22 protein-coding genes are annotated in these 25,873 nt (G+C 36.2%); 17 read left to right on the top strand and 5 right to left on the bottom strand.

The window, feature by feature from the left end:
• Positions 1-52 precede the first annotated feature (52 nt).
• The 3 genes from MJG50_RS11810 to MJG50_RS11800 all read left to right on the top strand — a co-directional run bounded on the left by MJG50_RS11810 (position 53) and on the right by MJG50_RS11800 (position 3,926).
• A complete protein-coding gene (locus MJG50_RS11810) occupies positions 53-1,033 on the top strand; it encodes a LacI family DNA-binding transcriptional regulator (protein ID WP_240255938.1) in 981 nt (326 codons plus the stop codon).
• Positions 1,034-1,240: 207 nt separating this feature from the next.
• On the top strand, positions 1,241-2,968 hold the full coding sequence (locus MJG50_RS11805; RefSeq protein WP_240255937.1) for an amidohydrolase family protein: 1,728 nt from the start codon (positions 1,241-1,243) through the stop codon (positions 2,966-2,968).
• A 259-nt stretch (positions 2,969-3,227) separates the two neighbouring features.
• Positions 3,228-3,926: a YczE/YyaS/YitT family protein gene (locus MJG50_RS11800; protein WP_240255936.1), complete on the top strand. Its 699-nt coding sequence runs from the start codon at positions 3,228-3,230 to the stop codon at positions 3,924-3,926.
• A gap of 113 nt (positions 3,927-4,039) precedes the next feature.
• On the opposite strand, the gene MJG50_RS11795 is transcribed toward MJG50_RS11800, so the two are convergent.
• The 4 genes from MJG50_RS11795 to MJG50_RS11780 all read right to left on the bottom strand — a co-directional run bounded on the left by MJG50_RS11795 (position 4,040) and on the right by MJG50_RS11780 (position 8,676).
• Positions 4,040-4,918: an RNA polymerase sigma-70 factor gene (locus tag MJG50_RS11795; protein ID WP_275695593.1), complete on the bottom strand. Its 879-nt coding sequence runs from the start codon at positions 4,916-4,918 to the stop codon at positions 4,040-4,042.
• Positions 4,884-6,185, bottom strand: a complete 1,302-nt coding sequence (locus MJG50_RS11790) for a phytoene desaturase family protein (protein WP_240255935.1) — start codon at positions 6,183-6,185, stop codon at positions 4,884-4,886. The genes MJG50_RS11795 and MJG50_RS11790 overlap by 35 nt, the downstream gene beginning before the upstream one ends.
• Before the next feature lie 465 nt (positions 6,186-6,650).
• Positions 6,651-7,289 carry a lysoplasmalogenase gene (locus MJG50_RS11785; protein WP_240255934.1) on the bottom strand — a complete coding sequence of 213 codons (639 nt, stop codon included), beginning with the start codon at positions 7,287-7,289 and terminating at the stop codon, positions 6,651-6,653.
• A gap of 88 nt (positions 7,290-7,377) precedes the next feature.
• A complete protein-coding gene (locus MJG50_RS11780) occupies positions 7,378-8,676 on the bottom strand; it encodes a globin-coupled sensor protein (RefSeq protein WP_240255933.1) in 1,299 nt (432 codons plus the stop codon).
• A gap of 342 nt (positions 8,677-9,018) precedes the next feature.
• Here MJG50_RS11780 and MJG50_RS11775 point away from each other — a divergent pair, with 342 nt between their 5' ends.
• The 8 genes from MJG50_RS11775 to MJG50_RS11740 all read left to right on the top strand — a co-directional run bounded on the left by MJG50_RS11775 (position 9,019) and on the right by MJG50_RS11740 (position 18,272).
• Complete coding sequence (locus tag MJG50_RS11775; protein WP_240255932.1) at positions 9,019-9,951, top strand: ArsR/SmtB family transcription factor; 933 nt, start codon at positions 9,019-9,021, stop codon at positions 9,949-9,951.
• 182 nt (positions 9,952-10,133) lie between these two features.
• Positions 10,134-11,435: an extracellular solute-binding protein gene (locus MJG50_RS11770; protein WP_240255931.1), complete on the top strand. Its 1,302-nt coding sequence runs from the start codon at positions 10,134-10,136 to the stop codon at positions 11,433-11,435.
• Between the two features lie 114 nt (positions 11,436-11,549).
• On the top strand, positions 11,550-12,422 hold the full coding sequence (locus MJG50_RS11765; RefSeq protein ID WP_240255930.1) for a carbohydrate ABC transporter permease: 873 nt from the start codon (positions 11,550-11,552) through the stop codon (positions 12,420-12,422).
• Positions 12,423-13,313: a carbohydrate ABC transporter permease gene (locus tag MJG50_RS11760; protein WP_240255929.1), complete on the top strand. Its 891-nt coding sequence runs from the start codon at positions 12,423-12,425 to the stop codon at positions 13,311-13,313.
• A 15-nt stretch (positions 13,314-13,328) separates the two neighbouring features.
• The gene (locus MJG50_RS11755; protein WP_240255928.1) at positions 13,329-15,086 is read left to right on the top strand and encodes a glycoside hydrolase family 2 protein; all 1,758 of its coding nucleotides are present in this window, start codon (positions 13,329-13,331) and stop codon (positions 15,084-15,086) included.
• 42 nt (positions 15,087-15,128) lie between these two features.
• Positions 15,129-16,220 (top strand): acyltransferase, encoded by a 1,092-nt coding sequence (locus tag MJG50_RS11750; protein ID WP_240255927.1) that lies wholly within the window; start codon positions 15,129-15,131, stop codon positions 16,218-16,220.
• Entirely contained in the window at positions 16,217-17,164 is a 948-nt protein-coding gene (locus MJG50_RS11745; protein ID WP_240255926.1) for a glycoside hydrolase family 43 protein, read from the top strand. The genes MJG50_RS11750 and MJG50_RS11745 overlap by 4 nt, the downstream gene beginning before the upstream one ends.
• Positions 17,165-17,336: 172 nt before the next feature.
• Positions 17,337-18,272, top strand: coding sequence for a serine/threonine protein kinase (locus MJG50_RS11740; protein ID WP_240255925.1), 936 nt, complete (start codon positions 17,337-17,339; stop codon positions 18,270-18,272).
• Between the two features lie 164 nt (positions 18,273-18,436).
• Here MJG50_RS11740 and MJG50_RS11735 read toward each other — a convergent pair whose 3' ends face one another.
• The gene (locus tag MJG50_RS11735) at positions 18,437-20,227 is read right to left on the bottom strand and encodes a vWA domain-containing protein (RefSeq protein ID WP_240255924.1); all 1,791 of its coding nucleotides are present in this window, start codon (positions 20,225-20,227) and stop codon (positions 18,437-18,439) included.
• A 335-nt stretch (positions 20,228-20,562) separates the two neighbouring features.
• Here MJG50_RS11735 and MJG50_RS11730 point away from each other — a divergent pair, with 335 nt between their 5' ends.
• The 6 genes from MJG50_RS11730 (at position 20,563) to MJG50_RS11705 (ending at position 25,834) form a co-directional block, all read left to right on the top strand.
• Entirely contained in the window at positions 20,563-22,740 is a 2,178-nt protein-coding gene (locus tag MJG50_RS11730; RefSeq protein ID WP_240255959.1) for a transcriptional regulator, read from the top strand.
• 149 nt (positions 22,741-22,889) lie between these two features.
• Positions 22,890-23,315, top strand: coding sequence for a membrane-associated protease 1 (locus MJG50_RS11725; protein ID WP_240255923.1), 426 nt, complete (start codon positions 22,890-22,892; stop codon positions 23,313-23,315).
• A gap of 94 nt (positions 23,316-23,409) precedes the next feature.
• Positions 23,410-23,835 carry a DnaJ domain-containing protein gene (locus tag MJG50_RS11720; RefSeq protein WP_240255922.1) on the top strand — a complete coding sequence of 142 codons (426 nt, stop codon included), beginning with the start codon at positions 23,410-23,412 and terminating at the stop codon, positions 23,833-23,835.
• Positions 23,836-23,850: 15 nt separating this feature from the next.
• Positions 23,851-24,414, top strand: a complete 564-nt coding sequence (locus tag MJG50_RS22335; RefSeq protein ID WP_240255921.1) for an FHA domain-containing protein — start codon at positions 23,851-23,853, stop codon at positions 24,412-24,414.
• Positions 24,415-24,452: 38 nt separating this feature from the next.
• Positions 24,453-24,989 (top strand): FHA domain-containing protein, encoded by a 537-nt coding sequence (locus tag MJG50_RS11710; protein WP_240255920.1) that lies wholly within the window; start codon positions 24,453-24,455, stop codon positions 24,987-24,989.
• A gap of 5 nt (positions 24,990-24,994) precedes the next feature.
• A complete protein-coding gene (locus tag MJG50_RS11705; RefSeq protein ID WP_240255919.1) occupies positions 24,995-25,834 on the top strand; it encodes a PP2C family protein-serine/threonine phosphatase in 840 nt (279 codons plus the stop codon).
• The last annotated feature ends 39 nt before the right edge of the window (positions 25,835-25,873 follow it).

Here is a 25,873-nt window from a genome sequence, read left to right as displayed (position 1 = left end):
TTTAGCAGTTAATCGATTAACTAGGTATCTTATAAAATAGGAGAGATATTAAATGGCTACTTTAAAAGATATCGCCAAGCATGCAAATGTAAGTACATGTACAGTTTCTAGATATCTCAATTCCAATATTGTTGTAAAAAAGGAAACCGAGGTAAGAATAGAGGAGGCGATTAAGAAATTAGGATATGTTCCTAATATCATCGCTAAATCTTTAAAGCAGCAAGAGACTTCCAATGTTGCTGTTATTTTACCAAAATTAAATCATTTGTATTATTCCGAGGTCACTTCGGGTATCAGTCAAACATTAGCTGAGCATCACTACAATATTTTTATTTATGAGGTGGACAATCTTCATTTAGATGAAGAGGGTATTATGAATCTCATGAGAGAGAATATGGTGGCAGGAATTGTATTTATCGGATTATTTCCTGATACATCCTTTCAGGAAAAAATCAAAGAAGTTTTTTTAGGCTGGAAGATTCCAGTCGTATATACGAATAGATGTATTCCTTATGACGGTTTTCCGCTCCTCTATCCTAACCTAGTGAAGGCAAGTAAAATTGGTACAGAACATTTGATTAAAAGGAAAAAAGAGAAGATTGCCTTTATGCATAAGCCATTACCTAAGGATTTGCTAAACCAATTTTTAAAAGGATATAGGGAAGCAATAAATCGTGATCATGAGCCATTGTTTATAGAAATTTCTGATGATAAGAATGTTAATAAGGAATATGTACAGAAACTTATAGAACACCAGATTAATGGCGTGTTTGTACTTGATGAGAAAAGTGCAGTTTACTTAACAAAAACATTGGCAAAGTCCAATATACAAGTTCCATATGATATCGCCGTGCTTAGTCTAGGTAATTCACTTATTTCAGAAATTTCAACGCCAGAACTTACTTGTGTTGATTTGCAAAACCGGGTATTAGGTCAAAAGAGTGCAGAAATTATTCTAAATCAGATTTTAAATAAAACATTTGAGGATGTAACCGTATTGGAGCCATTTATTGTAGAACGAGAATCTACCTGATTTCTTTCAAGTAAATCAGGTGAGATCACTCATTTTAAAAATTTGTAAGGGTTTACACTAGCAAAGGTTAAACGATTAACTAATTGTAATACCAACCAATAACGGTAGTATAGTAGGACCATTATTAATTTTGGTTAATCGATTAACCATATGAGAAGAGGACTATGTTTTATAAATAAAAATGACGTACAGAAAGGGAGATATCACATGCAAGAAGGTACTAATCAATTAGAAAAGGTTCAAACGATTTTTCGTATTCTAGAAGGGAAAGCAGAAGCGGACTTACTTATGAAGAATCTAAATATTTTGGATGTACACGGAGAGACCGTGTATGAAGGATCTTTACTCATCTATGACAAACGAATTATCGCACTCAATCCAGATGAATCTATGATTCAAGTAAAAGAAGTTTTTGATGGACAAGGGTTATATGCTATTCCGGGATTAATAGATGCACATATTCATTTTGAATCTCAACTAGCCCACCCTACAGCATTGGCTGAAGCAATGGTTCCAAACGGTACCACGACTATATTTGCGGAATGCCTTGACCTTCTTAGTGCAGCAAAAGAAGACGGCATTAAAGCAGCTGCGGAGCTTTTTGAAGGATATGAAAAATTACCATATCGCTTGTTTGCATTTGCACCTGGGAAGAAAACAGATCCTAAGGTTACCAAAGCAGTATTGGATATGAAGCCAGTCATTGGCCTCGGTGAATTAGATCATTTCAAATATAGTAAAGGAGATATGGAAGATTTTCAAAAATTAGCATGGGCGAGAGAAAACGGAGGCTTTATTGATGGACATTGGGGAGTAACCGCACTTTCCGATATGATGTTAAATTATTTGCCTGCGGTTGGTGTATCCAATAATCATGACGTATGGAATGAAGATGATATTGAAAAAAGTATTCGCTATGGTTTCCCTACACAAATTAAATTTGGCGTCGGCAGTAGTGAAGTAATTAAAAATTTACTTCGTGCAATTGTCGACCGAAAATTTCCAACAGATAATTTTATGCTATGCACTGATAATATTTCTGTAGAAAGACTACTTAAAATGGGGCATATGGATTGGATTATCTCCTATTGTGCTGAGATGGGCATCAATCCAATTAAAGCAATCAAAATGGCTTCCTTTAATACTGCGAAGTCATTCCATATGGATCATGAAATCGGCTCCTTAACTCCAGGACGTTATGCAGATATTGTATTAACAGACAGTTTATCTAATATAAATCCAATTTATGTATTTAAAGATGGGGAGTTAATTGCAAAAGATAAAAAATTACTAAAAAATGCGGATAATGACTATTCGGGCATGTGTACAAAAGCAGTAAGAGGGTTAGAGGATTTAACCCCAGAACAATTAGATATTGAACCATTAGAGATTTCAGAGGATGGGACACAAGCAAAAGTATATTTATTTGATGTGTATGGCAGAGGGCATGCAAACTTCTTCCAAGAAATATGGGTACCTTACAAAGATGGTGTGGCCATTCCTGAATATGAAGGGGTATCCTACAGTAGACTATCTGTCATTCAACGATATGCGAATGGTACGAGGCATGTTGTCAATGGGTTATTTAAAGGTGTCTATGTAGACCATGGCGCTGTTGGGACAACTTGGCCAGCACCAACACCATATTTTGTAGTAATTGGTCAAAATAGCGAAGAAATGTGTTACTGTGCTAAGGAAGTAGATAAATATTCAGGTGCATGTATTGTTACAGATAACTTAGAGAATAAAAGTGTCATGCCTTTAGAAATCTATGGAGTGATGGCAAATATGACAGTAGATGAATTAACATCCAGCTCATATGCGATTGATACAGCATTGGAGGAAATGGGTAATCATAATGAAGGTGAGCCGGTTGTTAATAAATTGTTAAGTTTGTTCATCTCACTACATCGTTTCCGTTTCATGGAAGAATGATGAATGGACCGACCCTAAATTTTATTATTTTTTATCAATGAGAAAACACCTATAAAGTTGTTCGCTCACCATTAGTACTGTATAAAAATTTGTTTGTAAAATTGCCAATATTATGTGAATATATCGAGATAGTATTCGTTCTTATTATTTTGCTTTGGAAATTAGAGGAGGTTTCTAGCTTCCAATGATTTTGATAGAGGTCTGTATTTTCCTTAGTGGTAAGATCAAATAAATTTCTTAAGATAAAAGGAGGGTTTTTATGCAAAATGGAAGTAGTTTGGTGGCGGACAGGAGTAGTTTAGTAAAACGATGGATTGTGTATATTATTGGTATTTATATATTGTCAATTGGTGTTAGTTTGGCAATTAGAGCCGGGATTGGAATTTCTCCTCAAAGTGCTTTTCAACGAGTCTTTGTTGTGCATATTGATTGGTTGACCCAAGGAAGAGCAAATTTCATTTTAGAAGTTATTATGTTAATTCTAGCATTTTTAGTGTATAGAAAGGGCTTTAAATTGTACCATATTATGGGGCTATTAGTTGCTGGAGTTTTTGCAATTTGTCTAGATTTCAATTTATCCCTTGCATTTACCTACGTAGAGCTTCCTGTTTATTGGACTAAACTAGTAACACTTGTTATTGGAGATGCATTTTTAGCCTTTGGTGTATTCCTTATGCTTCAATCTAATGTTGTTCTAATGCCTATTGATAATTTCGTTGATGCTGTTAAGCGAAGGACTGGATTTAAATGGGGGAACGTTAAAACGTGTTTTGACTTGACGTTACTTGCTTTAGCAATAATCTTCGGCTTGATTTTAGCTGGTAAAATCATGTTTGTTCGGGAGGGTACAATCTTAAACGCCATACTTGTCGGACAATATATTAGATTATTTACGTACCTTTACAACAAACATAAGGAGAAAAAAGAACTTCCAATTACTCCGCCAATAGCAAAATAATTCAAAGTAGATTTAGTGTATATACCCTTAGGTTTAGAAGAAATGATGAGACGAGGTAAACCCAATTACGAGTAGTGGTTTTACCCCGTCTTTTTCTATTTCCGCTGCTTTACTTAAGAAGTAGGTAGCTTATCAGGATTCAGGGTGATATACATTTCTAAAATTTTATCATTACGAATATGAAAGCTTAGGATACTTTGAATCTTACTATCCATATAAAAAATGATTGCTGGCTGACCATTGACATTTTTAACTTCAAAATTAAAGTTGGGAAACTTTTTAGTAATACCGTATAGTAAGGCTAAAACATTGGATAAAGACTGAACTGGGCGAGTAGCAGCATTGACTTTTCCACCGCCATCAGAGAATACGGTAACATTTTCAGATAGTAGTTCTAATAGGACATTCATATCTTGAGTTTGAAACGCTTTGATAAAGCGATCAATAATAGATTTATTGATCTCGTAGTTTAAGCTTTCACCCTCGATACGGGAGATCTTTTGCTTGGCCCTACTGAAAATTTTTCTACAGTTTTCTTCTTTTTTTTCAAGGATACTCGCAATCTCTAAATAAGAGAAGTCCAGAACTTCTCTTAATAGTAGTACCGCTCGCTCATCTGGAGACAAATGTTCCATCATACGTAGATAAGCGATACTTAATCCTTCCTTTTCTATAATGACTTCAGAAGGGTCAAGGTCATGTAATTTTTCTTGTATTAAGGGCTCTGGATTCCATGGTCCTACATAATATTCCCGTCTGAATCTAGCAGACTTTAATAAGTCAAGACAACGGTTCGTCAACATTTTGCAGAGATAGGCTTTTTTGTTTTTTATGTTCTCATCACTTAGTTGGTATGCTCCTAGAAATGTCTCTTGGACAATATCTTCTGTCTCCACAACTGAACCTAGCATTCGATAACCTAATGAAAATAATAATGGTTTAAATAACAGGTACTCCTCATTTGAAATTTGCACTCTCTTTCCTCGTTTCATTTAAAATAATTTCATGAGCTGCATGTTTTCCGCTGCTGGCTGCCCCATCTGCTAAAATGAGGTCGGGGGAAGCCCAGTCTCCTGCTATATATAATCCAGGAATGACTGTTCTAGAACGCTGTAACTTGAGTTCATCTCCTATTTGAGGTAAGCGTTGATTGACTGTGATAGTAGGGAGTAGGCGACTAGTAACTACATATTGCTTCCACCCGGGTTGCACCTTGTCTAAGAATTGTTCAAGTTCACTTTTAATATTTGTTTTATCAATGTGTTCGTCTGGATGTAGATATTTAAATACATGAAGAATGGTATGATTTGTATCATCTGAGAGGTGAGCATAATGTGAATGTACAGAATAATAAAAGGGGTCCGTAATCCCCATTGCGAATAATCGTTTTGGATTAGGAAGCCGTGATAAAGCAACATCTAATGTTGCTCCTTTTATAGGTGTGATACGAGAAAAAACACCGTTTTGCCCAATATTAAAATTTTCACCTATCATTTCATTAAGTTCTTGAGGACCAGTAGCACTAATCACATACTTTCCGATCATTTCTTCCTCATTAGATAGAACTAATTTAAATTGCTTCTGTTCGTAAGGGTAAATTTGTTTAACAGGCGCATGTGATCGAACTTGAATACCTGAAAGGATTGCTAGATTGTGAAGCTGATCAATGATTGTTTGCCAACCTCCATCTAGATAAAGAACGCCTCCCATTGCATTTTTCAAATTTGTAACCATGACTTTTGCGCTCATCTTATCTGGAGCATGACAATAGGTCGCAAGTCTACCAAGTGTGTATAGCAATGACTCAATGACTTCAGAGTGGGCTATTTGCTTGACCCATTGTTGGAATGTTTGATTTGCTAGTGTTTGAGGATCTATCCTCATCACTTTCAATAGAACTGCAATCCATTCCATCCGTTCCTTAGTACGTAATAGACCTGTTGTCAAAACTCCTAATGGAGAAAAAGGGGCAGCATATTCAAAATTGTTCTCCATTAAGATGCCCCCTAATTTAGGGGATTTCCCATTAAGGTGAATACCTAACTCTTCGAGAATGGACCTCGCTTTTCCTCTTTTATATAGGGCATGTGGACCAAGATTAAAATACTGTTGATTCATTTTGTTTGTTCTAGCTCTTCCGCCAACATGTTTTCCTTTTTCTAATAGTAAGATAGATAGGTTCGTTTGACGTAAATAATTTGCAGCAACATAACCTGCTAATCCGCCACCAACAATGATAACATCCCATTTTTGAGCCATATGAAAACCTCCTTAAGTTCTTTCTATACTCAAGACGACATAGGAGGAATAGATGTGACAGGATTTTAAATTTATAATCTGGGTTCAAGAGACTAATTTTGCGGATTTCCATAAATTAGGTGTGTTGGCCGGATTAAATAGATATCCCGCCGGATTCCTGTTTAAACCGGCCGAATTAATCCCAACACTCGCCGGATTACTAGCAGAATCGGCCGGATTACCTTCAAAACCCGCCGGATTCCTTATGTTGAAGGTAGAAAGTTACTCATGAAACCACGTAATGATTAGGATATACCTTGAAATCAAAAAGACCGGCCCTTTATGCATAAAAATAACCGAACTAATTCATACTTGCTATCTGAATTAGTTCAGTTATTTAATTTCAGTATTGAAAATTATAAATGCCTCTTTATTTAGACTACGACATGCTTATTAAATTCGATAGTTCAGAACTTTAGTGTTGTCTCAGTCCCTTTTTTGAAAAAATATAATACTTTTGGCTATAAAAAACTGGGCTGTGTAATAGGTCGTCATAATTAAGATGGCTGAGTAAGGGACGTCCGAAACAAACCGATTCCATGCTAAGATTGAATCTGATATAACAAATAGAATACTCCCCATAATGGCCCACCTATTATTGGTCATGATTGCAGACCATGCCATGATCGAAATGATGATTAAGTATGCAATAACAGGGATTAATAAAGTGATATTCCCACCTTCAATAAGGGAGCTAGTAAGGCGATTACCAATAAAAATTGCATAAAAACCGATAGGAATTATGGATAGAACACGGATGAGGGAAAAATGCCACTCCTTAAAGAACGCAATTATATAAAAAATATGGCCTAACAAAAAGGCCGATAATCCTATTAGGAACCAATGGAGCAATCCATCCCCAAACATACAAAATATTAATCCTGTAACTATCATTTTACTAGTGAAGGAACGATTTTCCCGATAATGAATAAATGCATACGTAATAATTAACCACATCGGAATTAACTTGAAGGTGAGTTTAAACAGAAGAGGTTCATCCGGAATAATAAAAATATATAGTACACTTGAAACGAAGATCAATAAAGGTAAAGACAATCTTTTCAATTCGCCACACCTTTCTATTCGCACATTCTATTTTTACTATATTAAATGATTCTACACTTAATACCGGATTCCTCTTCTTGGTAAACCTTTAATATCCTTGCATCGTTTCATTTAGATTATCTGCTAAATCTGCTACTTTTGAATCGGCTTTGCCAATCTCTTTTAAAATATTTGTAAATTTAATGATTTCTTGGTTATTTCGTTCATTTTGTTCTCTGCTTGTTTTACTTGCAGTTAGAATTTCATCAAAGCTTTCTGCAGTTTCAAGGACATTTTGGTTAACTAACACAGTTTTCGAATTGACATTATTTATTTGGTGTACAACATCTTCAATTTGCTGAGTTGTTGAGATAACTAGTTCAGTTATATTATTTGAAGATAACTTTGTTTGTTCAGCTAGCTTTCTGACTTCAGCTGCTACAACAGAGAACCCTTTACCATGTTCTCCTGCTCTCGCTGCTTCGATAGCGGCATTAAGAGCCAAAAGATTTGTTTGATCTGCAATGGAAGTGATCACTGCAACGATATCTCCAATTTCTCTTGAGTTTGTTTCCAATGAACTGATACTCGTTTGAATGTGATGAACACTATCTTTTAGGGAAACCGTTTGTTCAATTACTTGATCTAACTGTTTTCTTCCTGATGCGGAAGTTTCTGCTGTGATGATAGAAGATTGTAGGCCTTCATTTAAATATGTCTTTATACCTTCAGACCGAACAATGACGTCTTCAACGGACGCCCCAACCTCTTCAGACATGGCAGCCAAGTCTTCTGTAATAGCGCCAATGGTTCCTTTGATATTCTGTTTTGCTTGAATTTCCTTCGTTGCTGCAGCCTCATTTTGAAGCTCCTGCAGTGCTGAAAGACAAAGCTGGAGTTCTAAATTGAAAAGTTTACTAATCACTTTAGATGCAAGTGCAATACTTTCAGAATCGTCCTTATATGCTTCTTTAATGAGATCAAGTATGTTGTTTATAAATGCTTGGTTTGTGCAAAGATACCATTTAACCTCTACACCAGTCTTTAAATAATATTTACTAAGCTGATATCTTTTCCCAGCGAACTTATCGTCAATGATCCCGTCAAAAAAGCTAACGACATATTGCTGGCTGCCTGCTAAATCAATACCTATTGGTGTCATATCAACTACACTTCGAATACCCGGAAAAGGGTTGTTATACATTGGATTATAGATAGTTGAAATGTTCTCTTGAATAAGTGGTTGTAATGCCCTCGCTACCGCTAGATCGTCTAAAGTGAGATCGATGATGGATAGTTGCTGCATTAAATCTCGATCATTATGGATCTCGATCCTTACGAATTGTCTTTGTTTATTCGCTTCTTCTAGTAAAGCTACTGTCTTTTCCTTTTTTGCAAAAATACTCATAAGATGCTCCCTTGATTAAAAAATATTTGTACAACTAAATAAATGATATAAGTTAAATATCGGCAATAAAAATTATTTTTATATAATAACGATAGAAAATAAAGATTTCAAGATAGTAGGCTTATTCAATGATAACAACACCTTCTTAATTTGATTTGTTCATTACACAAAGTAGTACAGTATGTGAAAATACGTTGTTTAGATCCTATTCCATTGTCCTATACTCAGAGAAAAAGTAGTATATTACCAACTTTTAAATATAAAACTTGTTTTAATACATAAAAATGGTTTATATTTATGTTATAAACTATACTTTTGTTAAAGAGGATTGAGGGGGAAGAATTGTTAGAACTATCGATTAATAATGCGGATCATTTACAAAAGGTTGCTCATGCTTTATCCTCAGAAGTTCGCTTGAAGATTATTTATTTGCTGAATAAAGGGACAATGAATATTCACGAGTTATCAGAAAGCCTCGATAAACCAGTATCTACAATTGCTTCTCATGTAAAGGTTTTGGAGGATTCGGGGTTGATTCTAACTGAGCTTCGGCCTGCAAGTAGAGGTGCGATGAAGGTTTGTGCGCGAAATTTTGATGATATTCATATTCAATTAAATGCAATAAAGGATCCAGCGAATGATCATAAAATTTATGAAGTAGAGATGCCAATCGGGCATTATGTTGATTTTCATGTGTATCCTACATGTGGCATTGCGAATCATGATGGACTTATTATTCCAGAGGATGAGCCTGTTCATTTCTATAGCCCTGTTAGAATGAATGCGCAATTACTATGGACGAGGAAAGGGTATTTTGAATATAAATTCCCGCTTATGATTCCTGGAGATGTTCTGATAGATGAGCTACAGTTATCCTTAGAGATCTGCTCAGAAGCTCCTAATTATGATCAAAATTGGTTGTCGGATATCACAATTTGGTTAAATGGTGTTGATATTGGAACGTGGACGAGTCCAGGAGATTATGGGGATCGACCAGGAAAACTTAATCCAATTTCGTGGAGTGAAACGACAAGCACGCAGTATGGAATATTAAAGACATGGAAGGTAACGAATCATCAAACAACGATTGATGATGTCCACTTATCTAATGCTACAATTCATGATTTGAACCTTCTGGACTCTAACTTTTTAACCTTTCGGATAGGTATCAGAGATGATGCGATTCACAAAGGTGGGTTTAATTTATTTGGCAAAGAATTCGGAGATCATCCACAGGATATTAAACTGAAGATATCATTTCGTGATGCTGACTAAAAAGAATATTACATGAAAGATCCATCAAAAAGTAAATTTGATGGATTTTTTATCGAAAATTGCTGTCCAAATTATATTGACTATTCTGAAATGTAAGCGTATTCTATTGATAAATACAAATAATCTGTAATTAAACAGATTATTTGTATTAAATGAAATGGATAAAAAAGGGGGAGGAAATGATGAAGAAGTGGTATACGATTCTTGTGGGAGTTGTACTTGCAACTATGGTTTTGGCTGCATGTTCAGACAAAGGTAGTTCTAATTCGGCTGGAAATGATGTTGAGATTCCAGAAGGTGCAACTGAGGTTGTGATGTGGAACATGTTTGGTGGCGGGGATGCAGAATTCATGGATGCAATTGTTAAAAAGTTTAACGAGAGTCAAGACAAGTACTTCGTTAACAATGTGTTGCAAGAGTATGATGAATATTACACAAAGTTACTGACAAGTATTGGATCCGGAAAAGGCCCTGACCTAGCGATTTCGCACAGTCACGTTTTACCTGAATTAGTTAGCCAAGGCCTTGTTACCAACATAGATGATTATGCTTCAGATGTGGGGCTAAAATGGGATGAATTTAATCAAAATGTATTAGAGGCCACAATTTTTGAAGGGAAAAATTATGCAGTACCATTTGATACTCATCCAGAGATTATGTATATAAATAATGATCTTGTGAAGGAAGCGGGCCTCCTTAATGACGATGGTACTCCGAAGATGGAAGAAACTCCTGAGGGATTTGTTCAATTCTTAACTTCCCTTAAAGAAGCATTACCTGATGATAAAATGGCGTTTTCATTTTCATCTGCTGGTGAGGACCCATATCGTATATGGTGGGCATTATATAACCAAATGGGTGGAGAGCACATCGTTTCAGGTGATTTGGAAAATCCAGAGTATGTGTTAGATGAAGAGAAAGCTATTGCTGCAGCAAATTATGTATATGATCTCTACTATAAACAAGAAGTGATCCCTTTAAATCTAGCTGACTTTTATGCAGACTTCCAATCTGGGAATGCGGCTGTATTGGCTACAGGTGTATGGGCAACAGGTATTTGGGAAAAGACAGACGGTTTAAACTTTACGCCAATGGCGTTCCCAAATATGTTTGGAGAAAATGCAGCATGGGCAAGTTCACATACATTCGTCTTACCTTATTATGATGATGTAGATGCAGAGGTACAAAAAGGTGCTGTGGAATTCATGAAGTTCATGACAGATAATGGTGTGATGTGGGCAGAAGCAGGTCATATACCATCAAAAGACACTGTCATTGAATCAGCTGAATTTAAAGAATTGCCATATCGCAGTGAATACGCTGAGGTAGCCAATTTTGTAAAATTCGCTGACAAAACAGTTCATGCGCGCGGTATTCAAGATATTTTCGTTCGTAATCTAGATATGTTATGGGCAGATAACGCTAGTGTTGAAGAAGTATTTTCAAATATTGAATCAGAAGTGACCGAGCTTATTGGTGATTAAGCAATAGAGTCATAGATTCGTTAAAAGGAGTCTGGCCTCAGGCAAATTGATGAATGTTAGGGGTCAGGTTCCACCATTTATATGTTCTATATCCTTTCTTAAAGGAGGTCAATTATGAATAAGAAATGGATTCTGGATTTGAAAGCGGTTCCCTTTTTACTGCCCTTTTTTCTTGCGTATGTTGTTTTTACGATTTTTCCAATCTTTAAAGGGTTAGAAATGAGTTTGTATGATTGGACATTGGTTCGTAAATTAGAATTCGTGGGATTAGAAAATTATCAAAAAATGTTTGCAGATAAGCATTTTTGGCGAACGCTATGGAATACAACCTTTTTTGTTATTTTAACAACGCCAACAATGGTTTTATTGGCATTAGGTTTAGCGCTATTAGCTAATCTTAATTCGAAATTTAAAACATTTTTCCGCGGTTCCTTTTTTATCCCAAGTATATTATCCGTTTCCGTTATATCCTTTTTGATGATTTTCATGCTGCAACCATACAATGGGTTCGTCAACTCATTTCTCCATGCGATTGGCATAAATGCTGAACCGTTTTGGATGGCGGATAAGGGACTTGCATGGGTAACGATTGTTATTGTTACGTTATGGTGGACGGTTGGATTTAATATGATTTTATTTCTGGCAGCACTGCAGGATATACCAGAATCATTATATGAAGCTAGTGAAATTGACGGTGCTTCCCGTTGGGATATGTTCTGGCATATCACCTTACCACAGTTAATACCGATTGGACGGGTCATTGTGTTGTTGCAAATACTCGCATCTTATAAAGTATTTGCTCAGATTCTCTTAATTACAGGTGGTGGACCTGGTGGAGCAACAAGGCCATTAATTCAATATATTTATGAAGCGGGCTTTAAGCAAAATAACCTTGGTTATGCCGCAACGATGTCATATGGGCTATTCTTTATTTTATTAATTCTCTCTATTATTCAATTAAAGAGTCAAAGATCGGGGGAGAACTAAATGGGCGCACCTCAAATATCGAGAGACAATGCTATCCAAGTGACCAAACAGAAAAGCAAGCTATTACAAAGAAACCGTGATCCTAAATTACGACTAAAGGTTTCGTTAGCATTTATTATAGCGATTGCTTTTATTTTTCCGATCATTTGGATGTTATTTGTCTCGATAAAACCAGAGGGATTTTCAACAACTGAACCATTGGCTTGGTTTTTACCACCATACTCGTTTGAAAACTATGCAAATATCATCTTTGATAGTTTAATCTTCCGTTGGCTACTCAATAGTTTGGTTGTTGGAGTAATTACAACCTTTTTGACATTGCTTATTACATCACTTGCTGCATTTGCTCTTTCGCAAATGAAATTCCGATATAAAAACTTGATCTTTATTTTCTTTTTATTAGGGTTAATGATTCCTGGCGAAGCAACGATTATACCACTCTATGAGGTTGCTAAGAGTTTGGGATTACTTGATTCTTATGCCGGTTTAATCCTTCCGATGATTGCTTCCCCATTAGGTGTCATTATACTGAAAAGCTTTTTTGATAATGTACCAAAGGAAGTTATTGAGAGTGCGATTATTGATGGATGTTCGAATTTTAAGCTGTTTTATAAAATCGTATTACCATTGGCAAAACCAGCTTTATCAGCAATTGGTATTTTTACTTTTATTGGTTCATGGAATAACTTTTTATGGCCATATTTATCAATATTGTCAGAGTCCTTATACACATTACCAGTAGGTCTACCAGTGTTTAACTCGACTTATTCTCAGGCATATGTGTTACCGATGACTGCAAATGCTATTGCTTCTATACCAGTTATTATTGCATTTTTAATATTTGAAAAACAAATTGTAAAAGGCATCAGCCTTACAGGAATAAAAGGATAAAAGGAGAGTACTCAGATGAAAACGACAATGACGTATCAACGAACAGAATACCCTCGTCCACAATTTCAACGTGATTCATGGGTGAACTTAAATGGAACATGGAAATTCGCATTTGATGATCAAAATATAGGTGAACGTGATCGATGGTATGAGAATGTAACGACTACAACAGAAATTCAGGTGCCCTACACGTATGAGACAAAAGCAAGTGGAATTGGAGATGAAGCATTTCATAAGTATGTCTGGTATCAAAGGTCATTTGAAGTTGCAACAGAGCAAATTGGAAAACGAGTAATTTTACGATTTCAAGCTTCAGACTATGTAACAAAAGTGTGGGTGAACGGTGCTTATATTGGTGATCATGTAGGGGGTAATGCGGCATTTTCATTTGACATTACACATGCCATTACGACACGAGCAATAAATGAATTAGTTGTGAAGGTAGAGGACAGTCAAAGCTGTTTCCAGCCGAGAGGGAAACAACGATGGAAGGAGGATAATTTTGGCTGCTGGTATGTACAGACAACAGGTATATGGCAAACGGTATGGTTAGAGTTTCTTGAGCGTAAAAGTATTGAGAATGTGAAAATTACACCGAAAATTGATACAGATTCAGTTGCATTTGATTATACCTTGAATGGCGATGTTGATCGACATGTAAGTGTAGAGACAACAATTCGATTTAATGGAAAGGAAATAAAACAATTTTCATTTACACCTAATCGATCAACGATGCAATTTGAAGTGGATCTATTATCTGAAATTCATGAATGGAAGATTATGCTTTGGTCGCCTGAGCATCCTCATTTATATTATGTTACATTTTCCTTATATGAAGGTGAACGGTTAGTAGATGAAGTTACATCCTATTTTGGAATGCGAAAAGTTTCGATAAAAGATGGGAAAGTCCTTCTTAATAATCGACCACTCTATCAAAAGCTGTTACTCGATCAAGGCTATTGGACGGACACGATGCTAACACCACCGTCGGATCAAGCGATGATTGAGGATATCGAAAAAACTCTTCAAATGGGATTTAATGGGGTTCGTAAACATCAAAAACTAGAAGATGAGCGCTTCTTATATTGGTGTGATAAGAAAGGATTGTTAGTATGGTCAGAAATGGCTGCCACATATGAGTTTTCAGACAAAGCTGTTGAAAACTTTACAAAGGAATGGCTCGAAGTTATGCAACAGCATTACAATCATCCATCAATTATTACTTGGGTCCCTTTCAATGAATCATGGGGAATTCCACATATTGCAATAGATAAAAAGCAACAAGCATTTACGGAGTCAATTTATTATTTATCAAAATCAATTGATGATCAAAGACCTGTTATTGTCAATGATGGGTGGGAGCATACCGTATCCGATATTATTACCCTACATGACTATGAGGAGTTTGGTGAAAAATTTTATAATCGCTATAAAAATAAGGAGTTAATTGTGAATAATGAAATCCCTCATAATCATCATAAATATGCATTTGCAAATGATTATTCCTATAAAGGACAGCCAATTATAATCTCTGAATACGGCGGAATCGCATTTAACGATGAAAGTGGATGGGGGTATGGGAATCAGGTTGATACGGAAGAAGCATTTTTAAAGCGTTACCGTAGCATTACAGATGCCATTAAAGAAATCCCATATATATCTGGCTATTGTTACACGCAAATAACGGATGTGCAACAGGAAGTCAATGGATTGTTAAAAGAGGACCGCACACCAAAGATTGCGCTAGAAAGGATAAAGGAAATAAATGATTGAGAAGGGACAAGAGGACATTCCACTCATATTTATTAGGAAGTGATGACCATCGATACTCGTGATCATTCTATTGATTATTTTAAAGGGCTATTAGTTATAGGGATGGTCTATACGCACGTATTGCAATTTTTTAGTGATGTATCGATCTTTCCATCAATTGAATATAGCATAAACTTCTTTAATTTGATTACCTTCTCTGGCTTTGTTTTTTGTTTTGGTTATGTTTGTCAACTAGCTTATTATCGGAAGACGTTCCAATTAATTTATAAAAAAATGCTTTTAACTGGTTTGAAAACCTTACTTGCATTTTATCTCTCGGGAATTGCGTTTCAAGTATATGTTGGTCAACAGGCATTGAATATGAATACAATCGTACCCATTCTATTATTAGATGTAATCCCAGGGTGGTCTGAGTTTTTAGTTTCCTTTTCGATAATTATCTTATTGGGATTGGTGTTCTTTCCAATTTTAATTTGGATTTCTAATCGACCCATTGTATTTTGGATCATCTGTCTACTACTATTGGGGACAACTTGGATTGACTATAGCAAGGTAACGATTCCGCAGCTTGGACTACTGGTTGGTACAACGCAATTCCCAACCTTCCCCGTTGTACAATATTTCCCATTTTACTTAATTGGGATGTATTTTGCGAGACATCGAATTGGTTTTAAATGGAGATATTTCCTAACCTCTGTCGTTGGATCGATTCTATTTCTTTCTTATCTGATATTTAATGAAATGCAATTACCGGGAAGGTTTCCGCCAAGTATTTACTGGATCATCGGGCCAACCTTTGTTCTCTATGTAGCCTATCTTTTTACGAGAACATTGGATAAGTGGAAGGCAGGCTCGAGCTTTCTCCGGATAATGGGGGAAAATGTGCTCGCCTATTTGCTACTAAGTAATATCATAATTTTTTCACTGGATCGTTCGCTAACGTTATTTATCGTTGGGCCGTGGAAGGGATTGTTCGGTAGTATCCTGTTACTGCTCATTATTACTTTTTTAATTACATTGGTTAATCGGTCTAGTAGACCAAGGGGGAGATCTATTAGCTTTGCACAGGCCTCAACATCCTACAGTGTAGGCGTTTTGTCGTCAGCTAAAAAAGAGGAGGAGAGCATTAAGTGAATCTTACATTTCAGAACCCCCTTCTAGATCCTGGAGCAGATCCATGGGTGTATAAAGATAAGGATATGTACTATTTTATGGTTACGAAAAGGACACATCTTGATATATGGAAATCAACTACCCTGAGTGGAATAGCTGAAGGGGAATGTAAGACAATTTGGACAGCACCAACTGAGGGAATAAATTGTGCAAACATATGGGCTCCGGAGATTCATAAGGTGAATGGAAATTGGTATGTGTATTACACTGCGAATGATGGAAAAGGGGATGATCGAACAAGAAAAGTGTTTGTACTTGAGAATTCCGCAGAGGATCCTTTTCAAGGGGAATGGGTAGAAAAGGGATATGTGAACACAGAATATCCTGGATTAGATGGAACAATTTTTGAACATAGAGGATGTTTATATTTTGTCTATGCAGGGTATGGAAAATTTCCCGACTATGGTTCTGCGCTATACATAGCTGAGATGGAAAACCCATGGACCATTTCGGGTAAGAATGTATTATTGTCGAAACCTGAGTACGACTGGGAAAAGCAAGGTGGTATGGCAATAAATGAGGGCCCTGTTATGTTAAAGCGAAATGGAAAATTGTTTTTGGTATATTCAGCAAGTACAACTTGGTCCGATGAGTATTGCCTTGGTATGTTGACCGCTACAGACGATAGTAGTCTCCTAAATCCGGAGTCATGGCTTAAATCTACCCAGCCTTTGTTTAAAAAGAGCATCGTAAATGAAGTGTTTGCACCAGGTCATAATTGTTTTACCCAATCACCTGATGGGAAAGAGGATTGGATTGTTTATCACGCAATCCCGACATCAGCAGGCGGCAGTCAACTAAGGAGTACTAGAATTCAAAAATTCACCTGGAATCTAGATGGAACACCCAATTTCGGAGTTCCTTTGTCTACAGGGACACCAATTGATTTGCCCTCTGGGGAATAAGGGAGATCACCATGTGTTAGAGTGATTTTTTGCATGATATCAAGAAAGGTTTAGAGTAAACTCTTTTTAGTAGGCTCCTGATTTCTCTATTATTCTACAGGAAGGGACTTCCATTCCACTCGGCTTATTGGTACTATAAAACTATTAATTCTGATAAATGAGGGAGTTTCTATTGGAAGAGATAATCTATGAGGCTTGTCTTAAGGAAAATGAACAATTAAATCATTCGTATCAGATTCAATCAGTCATGTCTGCTAGTGACTTATCGATTGTCTATTTAGCGCAGGGGATAGAAAATGAAAAAAGTGTCGTTATCAAAGAATTTTTTCCAAAATCCCTTGTCAACCGCGATTTAGATGATCGAACATTATTATGTAGATATTCAACCAATAAAAAGAAATGTAATGAATTAAAGCAATCCTTCTTGGAAGAGGTCAACTTTTTAAGACGACTTTCACATCCTAATATCATTCAATACATTGATCATTTTGAGGAAAATGGAACAGTCTATTTAGTGATGGAGTATTGTCAAGGTGAGACTATGGAAAGGTATATACAAAGAAAAGATTCCTTTCAATTTTCAACTTTTCTAAAAGAGGTTTATCTTCCTCTAATAAATACGCTTCACTATGTGCATAGTCAAGGCATTATACACCGGGATATTAAGCCTAAAAATATATTGATTGACCAAGAGGGAAATCCTAAATTGATCGATTTTGGTTCAGCTACTTCATTGGAAACAAACTCTAATAAACAGATTTTCACTACAAAAGGTTATTCACCATTGGAGCTTTATTCGAATCAGTCACAACAAGGTGTCTATTCAGATATATATAGTATGGCTGCAATTATTTACTATATTGTAGTTGGACAACCTCCAGTCGACGCCCCTTCAAGGGTAATAGAAGACAAGATGGAATCTATTAATCGTAAAGATTTGAATTTATCGCCATGGTTTGCGAAAAAAATAATGAAGAGTCTATCAGTTCACTATCAAGAAAGACCGGATTCTATCGCATCATTCATTCCAGTAATTAAGCTTGAATATACACTCTTCAATATAAGGAACCGGTTTCTGAAGCCATCTAAAAAACCCGATTTCAATTAACATCGGGACCGGATGAGTATATAATTTTACTGATAAATGTCTAGCTCGAGCGCCTAGGCCCTCGAGGTCAAATAACCTGATGCAAGAAAAGTCAAAGAGCGACTTTTTTGCATCAGAACATTTGCTTGTCGGGCCTGGACAAGGCGCTTGCGCTTTTCTTCATTTCAACTCGTATAAGAGTATGCTTCGATCGTTTCATATTGTTCTGTTGCTTTATAAAGCAGCTCTACTTCCATTTCGCCATCTTCAAATGTGATAAATAATTTCTCGTTATTTCGGATGATTACTTTTTGATTTCTAGGAATGGTGGTTCCGCCTTTTAGAATGATACATCTCGTGGTGTGTTTCATGAATAGAACACCATTTTTACCTGCTTGAAAGTAGATTTGTTCTGCACCTGGAACTTTGTCGTGAATATCCAGCCGTGAAAATAACTCTGATAATGTGACTTGTTTTTGATTGTTAAAGGCTGCGAGTGGCCAATGTTTTTTTGAAGGAATCATTTTCCCTTCTGTCTGACGATAGACCCCCTCCAATCGGCCAATAAATGAATAACTTCTCCTAGTTAACCATAGAGTTATTAATGCAATACATATGAAAAAAGCAGCAATTCCTACTATTAAATAGATTGGATTCGATTTTTTTTTCGTAATAGGTTCTGATTTTGATAGGATTGGTTGTGAATTAATTAGTTCAAAGGACATACTTTCAGTTTCAGCTTGAAAGCTCGGCCCCGTTATTAGTGCTTTTGCCTCATAATTACCAAGTGTTGTAAATTCTTGTTCAAGCTCAAAATAAGCTCCTGTATTCTTCATCGGAAATCGTAATTCGGTCCCTGTTATCAAATGCTTAACAACAAGTTCGCCAACAAGGCTTGATGAGAGCTCTGAAGGTGTGCTAGTGTCTTTGCTGATGAGCTTGGAACGAATGACAATTGGTTCATCCTTCACTATTTTCTCTTCTGGCAGTTCAAGTGCGGCAGTAAACGGCTGATTACCAAGAAAGCTTACCGTTACCATATCTCCTGAGACAGCTTTAAAATTCAAAAATAAAGATTGTTCTTTGATTTGTTTCATATTCAAAATTGTGTAATGTTTTGATTGATGTTGCTTGCTGACAGTAGTGTCTCCATAGATAATGGCTTCACCAATTGGCTGCTGTGAAAGTAATACGACAGATCCTTCTGATATTCCAAATGGGATATCAATCTTAACCTCTTGTTCCTTTCCGTTGGCAGTAACTGATGCGATTGGAAAGATCGTCGATTGACCTAGTCCTGCAAAAATTGTTTGAAATATTTCAGGGAGTGCCTCTGCCTTTTGTGCAAAAAATGTGGATCCCCCAGTTTCTACAGCAATATGCTTCAACTGCTTTTCATTCATAATCCCACCACTACTCAAACCGACAGTATGGATCGTGTGATTTTCTTGTTGAGCTTTTTTAATTACTTCGGTAATATCACTTTCAGATTCTGCCTTCGTTCGTTCAGAATGGGGAGGCAAATCAATTTCCCCATCGGTTAATAAAATGATAGTTTTGCTAGTTTGGTCATGATTGCTACTCACAAGTAACTCTTGGCCATTTTTTAATCCTAGACCAAGGTCTGTATAACCCGTTTGGGGAATCGTATTTAATTTTTCCTTCAATCGTGATTTGTTTGTCAATGATTCGAGCGATGTTAACGGTTGTGAAGCAACTATTTTATCATTGTAGAAGACAAATCCAACCTTCGTTTTCGAATCCTCATTTAAATCTATGAACATATTTAGTACTTCGTTCGTAATTCTCTCTTTATCATTTGTCTTCATTGAGAAGCTAGTATCGATAACAAAGACAACTTCCGCCTCTGGTGGCACACTTGCAAAGATATTTGAAGCACCAATAGGACTGATAGAGAGCGCAATTATAATGAATGGAATTAGCAACCTTTTCACAATCTGATTTATTTTACTCATAATCCAACCCACCTTTTTTTGAAAAGTTTCATCTGTTTTTTAATTTACATAAATACTTCGTGACGAAATGCAAAAATCCTTGAAAAATGTTGAATATGGTAGGAAAGTATCAAAATTAGAAACTTATGGTACTTTTTTCTCAATTTTTGGAATTATGTAGTTGAATTTTTAAATTCTTCTGTATAATACAATTGCAGGATACTACAAAGACTACAATTTATAACTTTTATGGAAAAAAGGGGAATAGGTAAAAAGTTATTAGAGATTATTAATACATTGAGAGGAGGAAGCCATTATCATTTGCAGCCATTTTGCAAATTGTATGGCCAAAATTTATGGATATTATCTATCAAACAAACAGAACAATGCTATTTGAAGAAATTAATCCTGAAAAGTTAGATTTACTTACGCTTGTAGGGGATGTGAAGGGCATTGATAGTTTAAGTGACGATAAAATTAAGGAGATCAATCAGTATTTACTAGTAAAAAGCTTTGATGAGTTTTTGACTAAGTTTTCACCGACTGTTTATTCCTTCTACAATGCTGCTAATCAAAAGGTCATTTACACATTAAAAAAACCAGAAGGCATATCTGATGATTTAATCTCAGCAATAAAAATTGATCAAAACAATGATTTCTTAAAAATGTTATTTACACTTATCGATACGAAAAGAAGCCAAGGAATTGCAAATGTAGACTTTAAATTTGAAAATTTACTTGATATGATTTCACCTAAAAAGGTGATGGAAGATATACGCCAAGTTCGAAAAGAGATCCACTATTTGCATGATGAGTATGAAAAGTTGGACGAAGGCGATCCAAAACAACTAGACATTGGCGATAAATTAAATATGAAATTTGAAGAGGCGAGTCAAAATTACAACAATGTAATGGCGATGCTTCCATTGGCAATAGAGGATATAAAGACAAGACTATTACTAGGTGCTTCCCAGAACGGTGAGGAAGCAGAGGAATTACAGATCGGAATTCTGTCAATTGGTGATGACGGTGAGTTGAAAATCATTGAAGCACCAAAGGAAGAAAGCAAGGAATTACTAGCACTAGATGAAAATAGCCAAATGAGATTAGAGACTGTATTTGAGGAAGATTATGAAGCAATTACAGAAACACCTTCCTCATATGTTAAGGATCTAGTTGTACGAACCTTTTCACCACTTCCAGCTGTAAGAAATGAAGTTGATGTTGAAGTAGAAGTACAGAACTACAACACCTATTTGGAATTTTATAAGAATGCAAAGGATGACTTTGTAAAAACAGTGAAGCCACTCGTGGAAAAAATTCTCGGTGTTAAACTGTTTTTTGATCAATACGATACGAAAAACCGAGGAATGCAGCCTAGTTTATTAGTATTAAATACGAGATTGGATATGTTAGTCAAAAGCAGCAATATTTCTAGACTAGAAGCGTATTTAAATACCGTCAATGCCAAAAATGACTTCACTGATACAGTTTGGTTTGGTATTGTTCCAGTCATCGAATGGGAGACAAATGGAAAGGCACCAATTAGAAGGCAGCGCTTCAAAGGGAATGAAGTATCTGTAAAAAAAGACAGCAATCGAATGGAGTCCCTATCTATGCTTCTACAGGTTGCGAAGAATTATCGAGTACAGTTGTTCTTCAGCTTTGAATCTGGTGATGAAACAACATTTAACAGTATTTCAACGACAGGTGTAGACCGCTTCATTGACAAATGTGCAGTCCTTCTGAGAAAGGACTATAGTGAATTTGCTGTCCCTTGCTTACCGAATTTCACCATTATTCCAAAGGACAAGTCAGGTGTCATTCTCGATAGTCGAATGAAACAGACTGAAAATGGTGTTCAATTATCAAAAGAGAAGGAAGATATCTTGAAGCTTTGGATTGAAGGGGTCTATGTGGAAGCCTCTTACATAGCAGCAGGAATTGTTGCGGCTTACCAGTGTCCGGAATATTTGAAGAAGAAATTCCGCAGTGTAACGAGAGAGTATCCTGGTGTACGCTTTGACATTGAAGCAGAGGATCATAGTTTACATGCAACGACAACGATGGCGAAAGAGATTTCTGGATTCACAAACACGATCAAAGATTCTATTAATCAAAGAAGCTTTGGTTTTATCTTTTCATCTGATAATGCCCAAGTTGACAAAAAGGATGTTACTCGTATTTCGGTCTATAAGGCTAGAAGTTTATCATCCTCAATCGATGATGGTGTAGGCTTTGATTCAATTTACAAGACGCTTGTTAGTACTTATATAGAGCGTATCCTTCGCTTTCAAACAGGTGATTTCAAGCATGACAATATCGTGAAGTTCTTTAGTAATAATCCTAGCAGTCAAAAGAGCAAATGGTTGAAATCCAAGGAATTTGTGAACTCAGTTCTTCAGGACGGAGATGATATTAGTTATACCATTGATGAGCGTAATAATCTGTGCCATATCGATATTGTCTTCAATGGCAATGTGAAAAACCTTGAAGTTACGATTACAAAAGGGACAACTGCAGTCAAAGCATAACTTCATAGATTCATATGAAATGGATTCGTAAGTAGACTTATTATTATCAGTTGTTAAAGGCAAGGTTATTACGCCATGCTTTTCAACATAAATATCACAAGCAAAAAATGCCTGTGAAAAGTATCAATAAACAAAAGGAGGATTTTTGTATGGGATTTAGGCTTAGGGTAGAAGGAGCAGGAGAAACAATTGAGTTAGGAGTTAGAAATATTGAGGAGGCAGTGTTTGGCACTGATACACCAGATGATACAAATGCACGTTCAACAGATGTGGGTGCAACACTCAAAATTAAAGGTAAAATCCTAACTGCAACTACTGAAGATGGAGCAGATGACACAATTAAGCTTGCTGAATGGTCTACTGTTCCAGCAGAGAAGCTTGAGGCTTATCGTGAAGTTACATTAGAAGTAGAAGCAGCTGGACAAATTGTGCGTAAATTTACTTTACCACATGCATTTGTTGTGGATTACAGTGAGATTTTTGGAGATTCCCAAGGCGTAGGAAGCTTCGAATTATTAATTAAACAGAAAAAAGACAAGACAGACGAAGTGGTCATCGACGGAAACTTCCAATAATTTTTTTACAGGACGATAAGAGGCTTTCCGCCTCTTATTGTTCGTATTAAAAATAGATAAACCACTTCACTAAAAATTACAAGGATTTGAGCTGATGAATAATTATTATGATCAATTAGGGATTGAACCTAGTGCAACAAGGGATGAGGTAAAAAATGCTTACAGGCGATTAGCAAAGAAATATCATCCAGATGTAAATCATGGGGATCCAGATGCAGAGAGTCGTTTTAAAGCAATCAAAATAGCTTATGAAACGCTATATTCAACTACATTAAGAGAAAAGTACGACGCGAAACAAGGAATTAAGCAGCATGCTCCAAATGGTGATACTCAATCAAAACATGCAAATGGAGAAATGAGTAATCATGGATTTGACCCTGCAGCAGTCCATCAAACCTTTGAGCAGTTTTTTGGCTTTAATCCAAAAACGAAAGAATCAACACGAAAAAAGGGAGAGCAACAAAAGAAAAATCCATTGGATACATCGGAAATGTTTAATCAATACTTTGGCAGAAGATAAATGGAGGGTTGGGTAGTGAAGGTAGATGATTCTTCGCATGAAAAAGAGAACAAACCTAAAGCAATCATTGTGATTGATAGCCTCATCGTTATAACAATCATCTTTGCTCTTATTTATACATATTTCATTAATTCTCAATTACTACTAAAAATTCTTGTAGCCATTATGCTAGTCATCACACTTGTGTGGCTGCTGATTGTTAAAACGAAGAAAGATCCAAATGAAGAGTTCAACGATACAAAAATTAATAAGCTTGTGTTGTTAGATCATGAAGGTGAGAGCTTGAAGGAATGGTATATCCAGGGTATTCCTTCGATGCTAATTGGAAAAAGCTCCCCAGACCATGAGGTAGATATCGATTTATCAGATGTTGATTATGCTTCACTCATTAGTAAAGAACACGCAGTCCTAAACTTTTCTTCAGGAAGCTGGTTCATTGAGGATTTAGAGTCTGAAAATGGGGTGGGCTTAAGAAAGCTGGGTGAACGTTCCCCACAAAAATTACAGAGTGATAACCCAAGTGAACTTCACTTTGGTGACATGATATTCCTGGCAAATACACGTATTTTAGTAAAATGAATGACACTTAATAGGAAATTTAGGGAAGGGTGATAAAAATGAGTTTAACACGCTGCAAAAATGGTCATATGTTTAGTTCGAGAAGGCATGGAAGTCTGTGTCCGTACTGCAATGTAGCAGTTGAAACAACGATTAATCCTAGCAATAATCGAGTGATTCAACCAAGTGATGATGATAAAACAATGCCATATTTAGGTGAAACAGAAGGTGTAGAGCCAGTAACAGGCTGGTTGGTTTGTATTGAAGGACCACCACTTGGACAAGATTTTAAAATTTATGCGGAGAAAAATTTCATTGGTCGATCTGATGAAATGCATATTCGTATTCTAGGTGACAATACAATTTCTAGGCGTAATCATGCGGTAATTGTGTATGATCCGAAGCAACGAAATTTTTATCTATTACCTGGTGATGCATCAGGACTTGCCTATCACAATAATGAAGCTGTCTATTCTCCTGTAGAACTCCAAGGTTATGATGTCATACAGCTAGGGCGAAGCAAGTTCATTTTCTTGCCGCTTTGTGGCGTTCACTTTGAGTGGGAACATCATCAACTTCAGCATCAGGAGGCGTAAAATAAATGTTTGCTGACCAAACTTTTAGCCCCTATATCATTTTATTATGCCTTGTATGTCTTATTTTTATCTTATTGTATGCCCGGCGCATTGTACAAACTCCACAGGAAGTGGATGAAATTTTAATAGGAAATGGACAAACAATTGGAAAAAGGGAAGAACAGGATGATTATTTTTCAACAGTCATATCGGAAGGGCATACCCTTGCAGTTGTTGCCGATGGCATTAGTGGATTAGCAAATGGAAGAATGGCAAGTACCCTGGCTGTAACAACCTTTGTAAGGGAATTTATGAAGCTTGACCGCTTTATTAAGCTTCATGACTTTTTCTCACGTGCTGCACATCAAAGTAATCAAGAAATATTGAAATCCCTAAGTGGAGCAAGTGGGGGGACAACCTTAGCCTGTGCCGCCATTTCTCATAATTATCTACATTGGGGAGCGGTGGGCGATAGTATTATTGCTTTATATCGAAATGGGCATCTAGTCAATGTTAATGAGAAGCATACGTTAGGTTCTTTACTAGAGGAGCAATATTTATCAGGACAAATTACGAAACAGCAGGCAATGGAAAATCCACAGAGAAAAAGACTTATTAATTATTTAGGATTTGAAGGGTTTAAAAGTATGGAAATTGGAGAACCGCTTTCTTTGAAAAAAGGGGATAAGATTGTTCTGTGCACGGATGGTGTTTATAACAGCCTAACAGAGCTGGAGCTATGTGAAATCTTAGAAAAGCCCATGTTGCCAATTGAAGCAGCGGAAGAAATTATTAATCGAATCGATGGTAAAGGACTTAAGCATCAGGATAATGCAACAATCATTATTTTAGAGAAATCATGGTAAGCCTTGCTGTGTTTTAAAGAGGGAATTTAAGAGGAAGGA

It is taken from the genome of Fredinandcohnia quinoae (assembly GCF_022427965.1).
Lineage (GTDB): Bacteria > Bacillota > Bacilli > Bacillales > Bacillaceae_L > Ferdinandcohnia > Ferdinandcohnia quinoae.
Note: the sequence above shows the minus strand (reverse complement) of the source record. Positions and strands in the feature narration are given on the sequence as shown.

Coding starts and splice junctions, on each gene's coding strand:
- MJG50_RS11800 (WP_240255936.1), top strand. CDS start 3,228: ATGCAAAATGGAAGTAGTTTGGTGGCGGACAGGAGTAGTTTAGTAAAA.
- MJG50_RS11805 (WP_240255937.1), top strand. CDS start 1,241: ATGCAAGAAGGTACTAATCAATTAGAAAAGGTTCAAACGATTTTTCGT.
- MJG50_RS11780 (WP_240255933.1), bottom strand. CDS start 8,676: ATGAGTATTTTTGCAAAAAAGGAAAAGACAGTAGCTTTACTAGAAGAA.
- MJG50_RS11765 (WP_240255930.1), top strand. CDS start 11,550: ATGAATAAGAAATGGATTCTGGATTTGAAAGCGGTTCCCTTTTTACTG.
- MJG50_RS11790 (WP_240255935.1), bottom strand. CDS start 6,185: ATGGCTCAAAAATGGGATGTTATCATTGTTGGTGGCGGATTAGCAGGT.
- MJG50_RS11755 (WP_240255928.1), top strand. CDS start 13,329: ATGAAAACGACAATGACGTATCAACGAACAGAATACCCTCGTCCACAA.
- MJG50_RS11810 (WP_240255938.1), top strand. CDS start 53: ATGGCTACTTTAAAAGATATCGCCAAGCATGCAAATGTAAGTACATGT.
- MJG50_RS11705 (WP_240255919.1), top strand. CDS start 24,995: ATGTTTGCTGACCAAACTTTTAGCCCCTATATCATTTTATTATGCCTT.
- MJG50_RS11795 (WP_275695593.1), bottom strand. CDS start 4,918: ATGAAACGAGGAAAGAGAGTGCAAATTTCAAATGAGGAGTACCTGTTA.
- MJG50_RS11725 (WP_240255923.1), top strand. CDS start 22,890: ATGGGATTTAGGCTTAGGGTAGAAGGAGCAGGAGAAACAATTGAGTTA.
- MJG50_RS11730 (WP_240255959.1), top strand. CDS start 20,563: ATGGATATTATCTATCAAACAAACAGAACAATGCTATTTGAAGAAATT.
- MJG50_RS11735 (WP_240255924.1), bottom strand. CDS start 20,227: ATGAGTAAAATAAATCAGATTGTGAAAAGGTTGCTAATTCCATTCATT.
- MJG50_RS11770 (WP_240255931.1), top strand. CDS start 10,134: ATGAAGAAGTGGTATACGATTCTTGTGGGAGTTGTACTTGCAACTATG.
- MJG50_RS11750 (WP_240255927.1), top strand. CDS start 15,129: ATGACCATCGATACTCGTGATCATTCTATTGATTATTTTAAAGGGCTA.
- MJG50_RS11720 (WP_240255922.1), top strand. CDS start 23,410: ATGAATAATTATTATGATCAATTAGGGATTGAACCTAGTGCAACAAGG.
- MJG50_RS11710 (WP_240255920.1), top strand. CDS start 24,453: ATGAGTTTAACACGCTGCAAAAATGGTCATATGTTTAGTTCGAGAAGG.
- MJG50_RS11760 (WP_240255929.1), top strand. CDS start 12,423: ATGGGCGCACCTCAAATATCGAGAGACAATGCTATCCAAGTGACCAAA.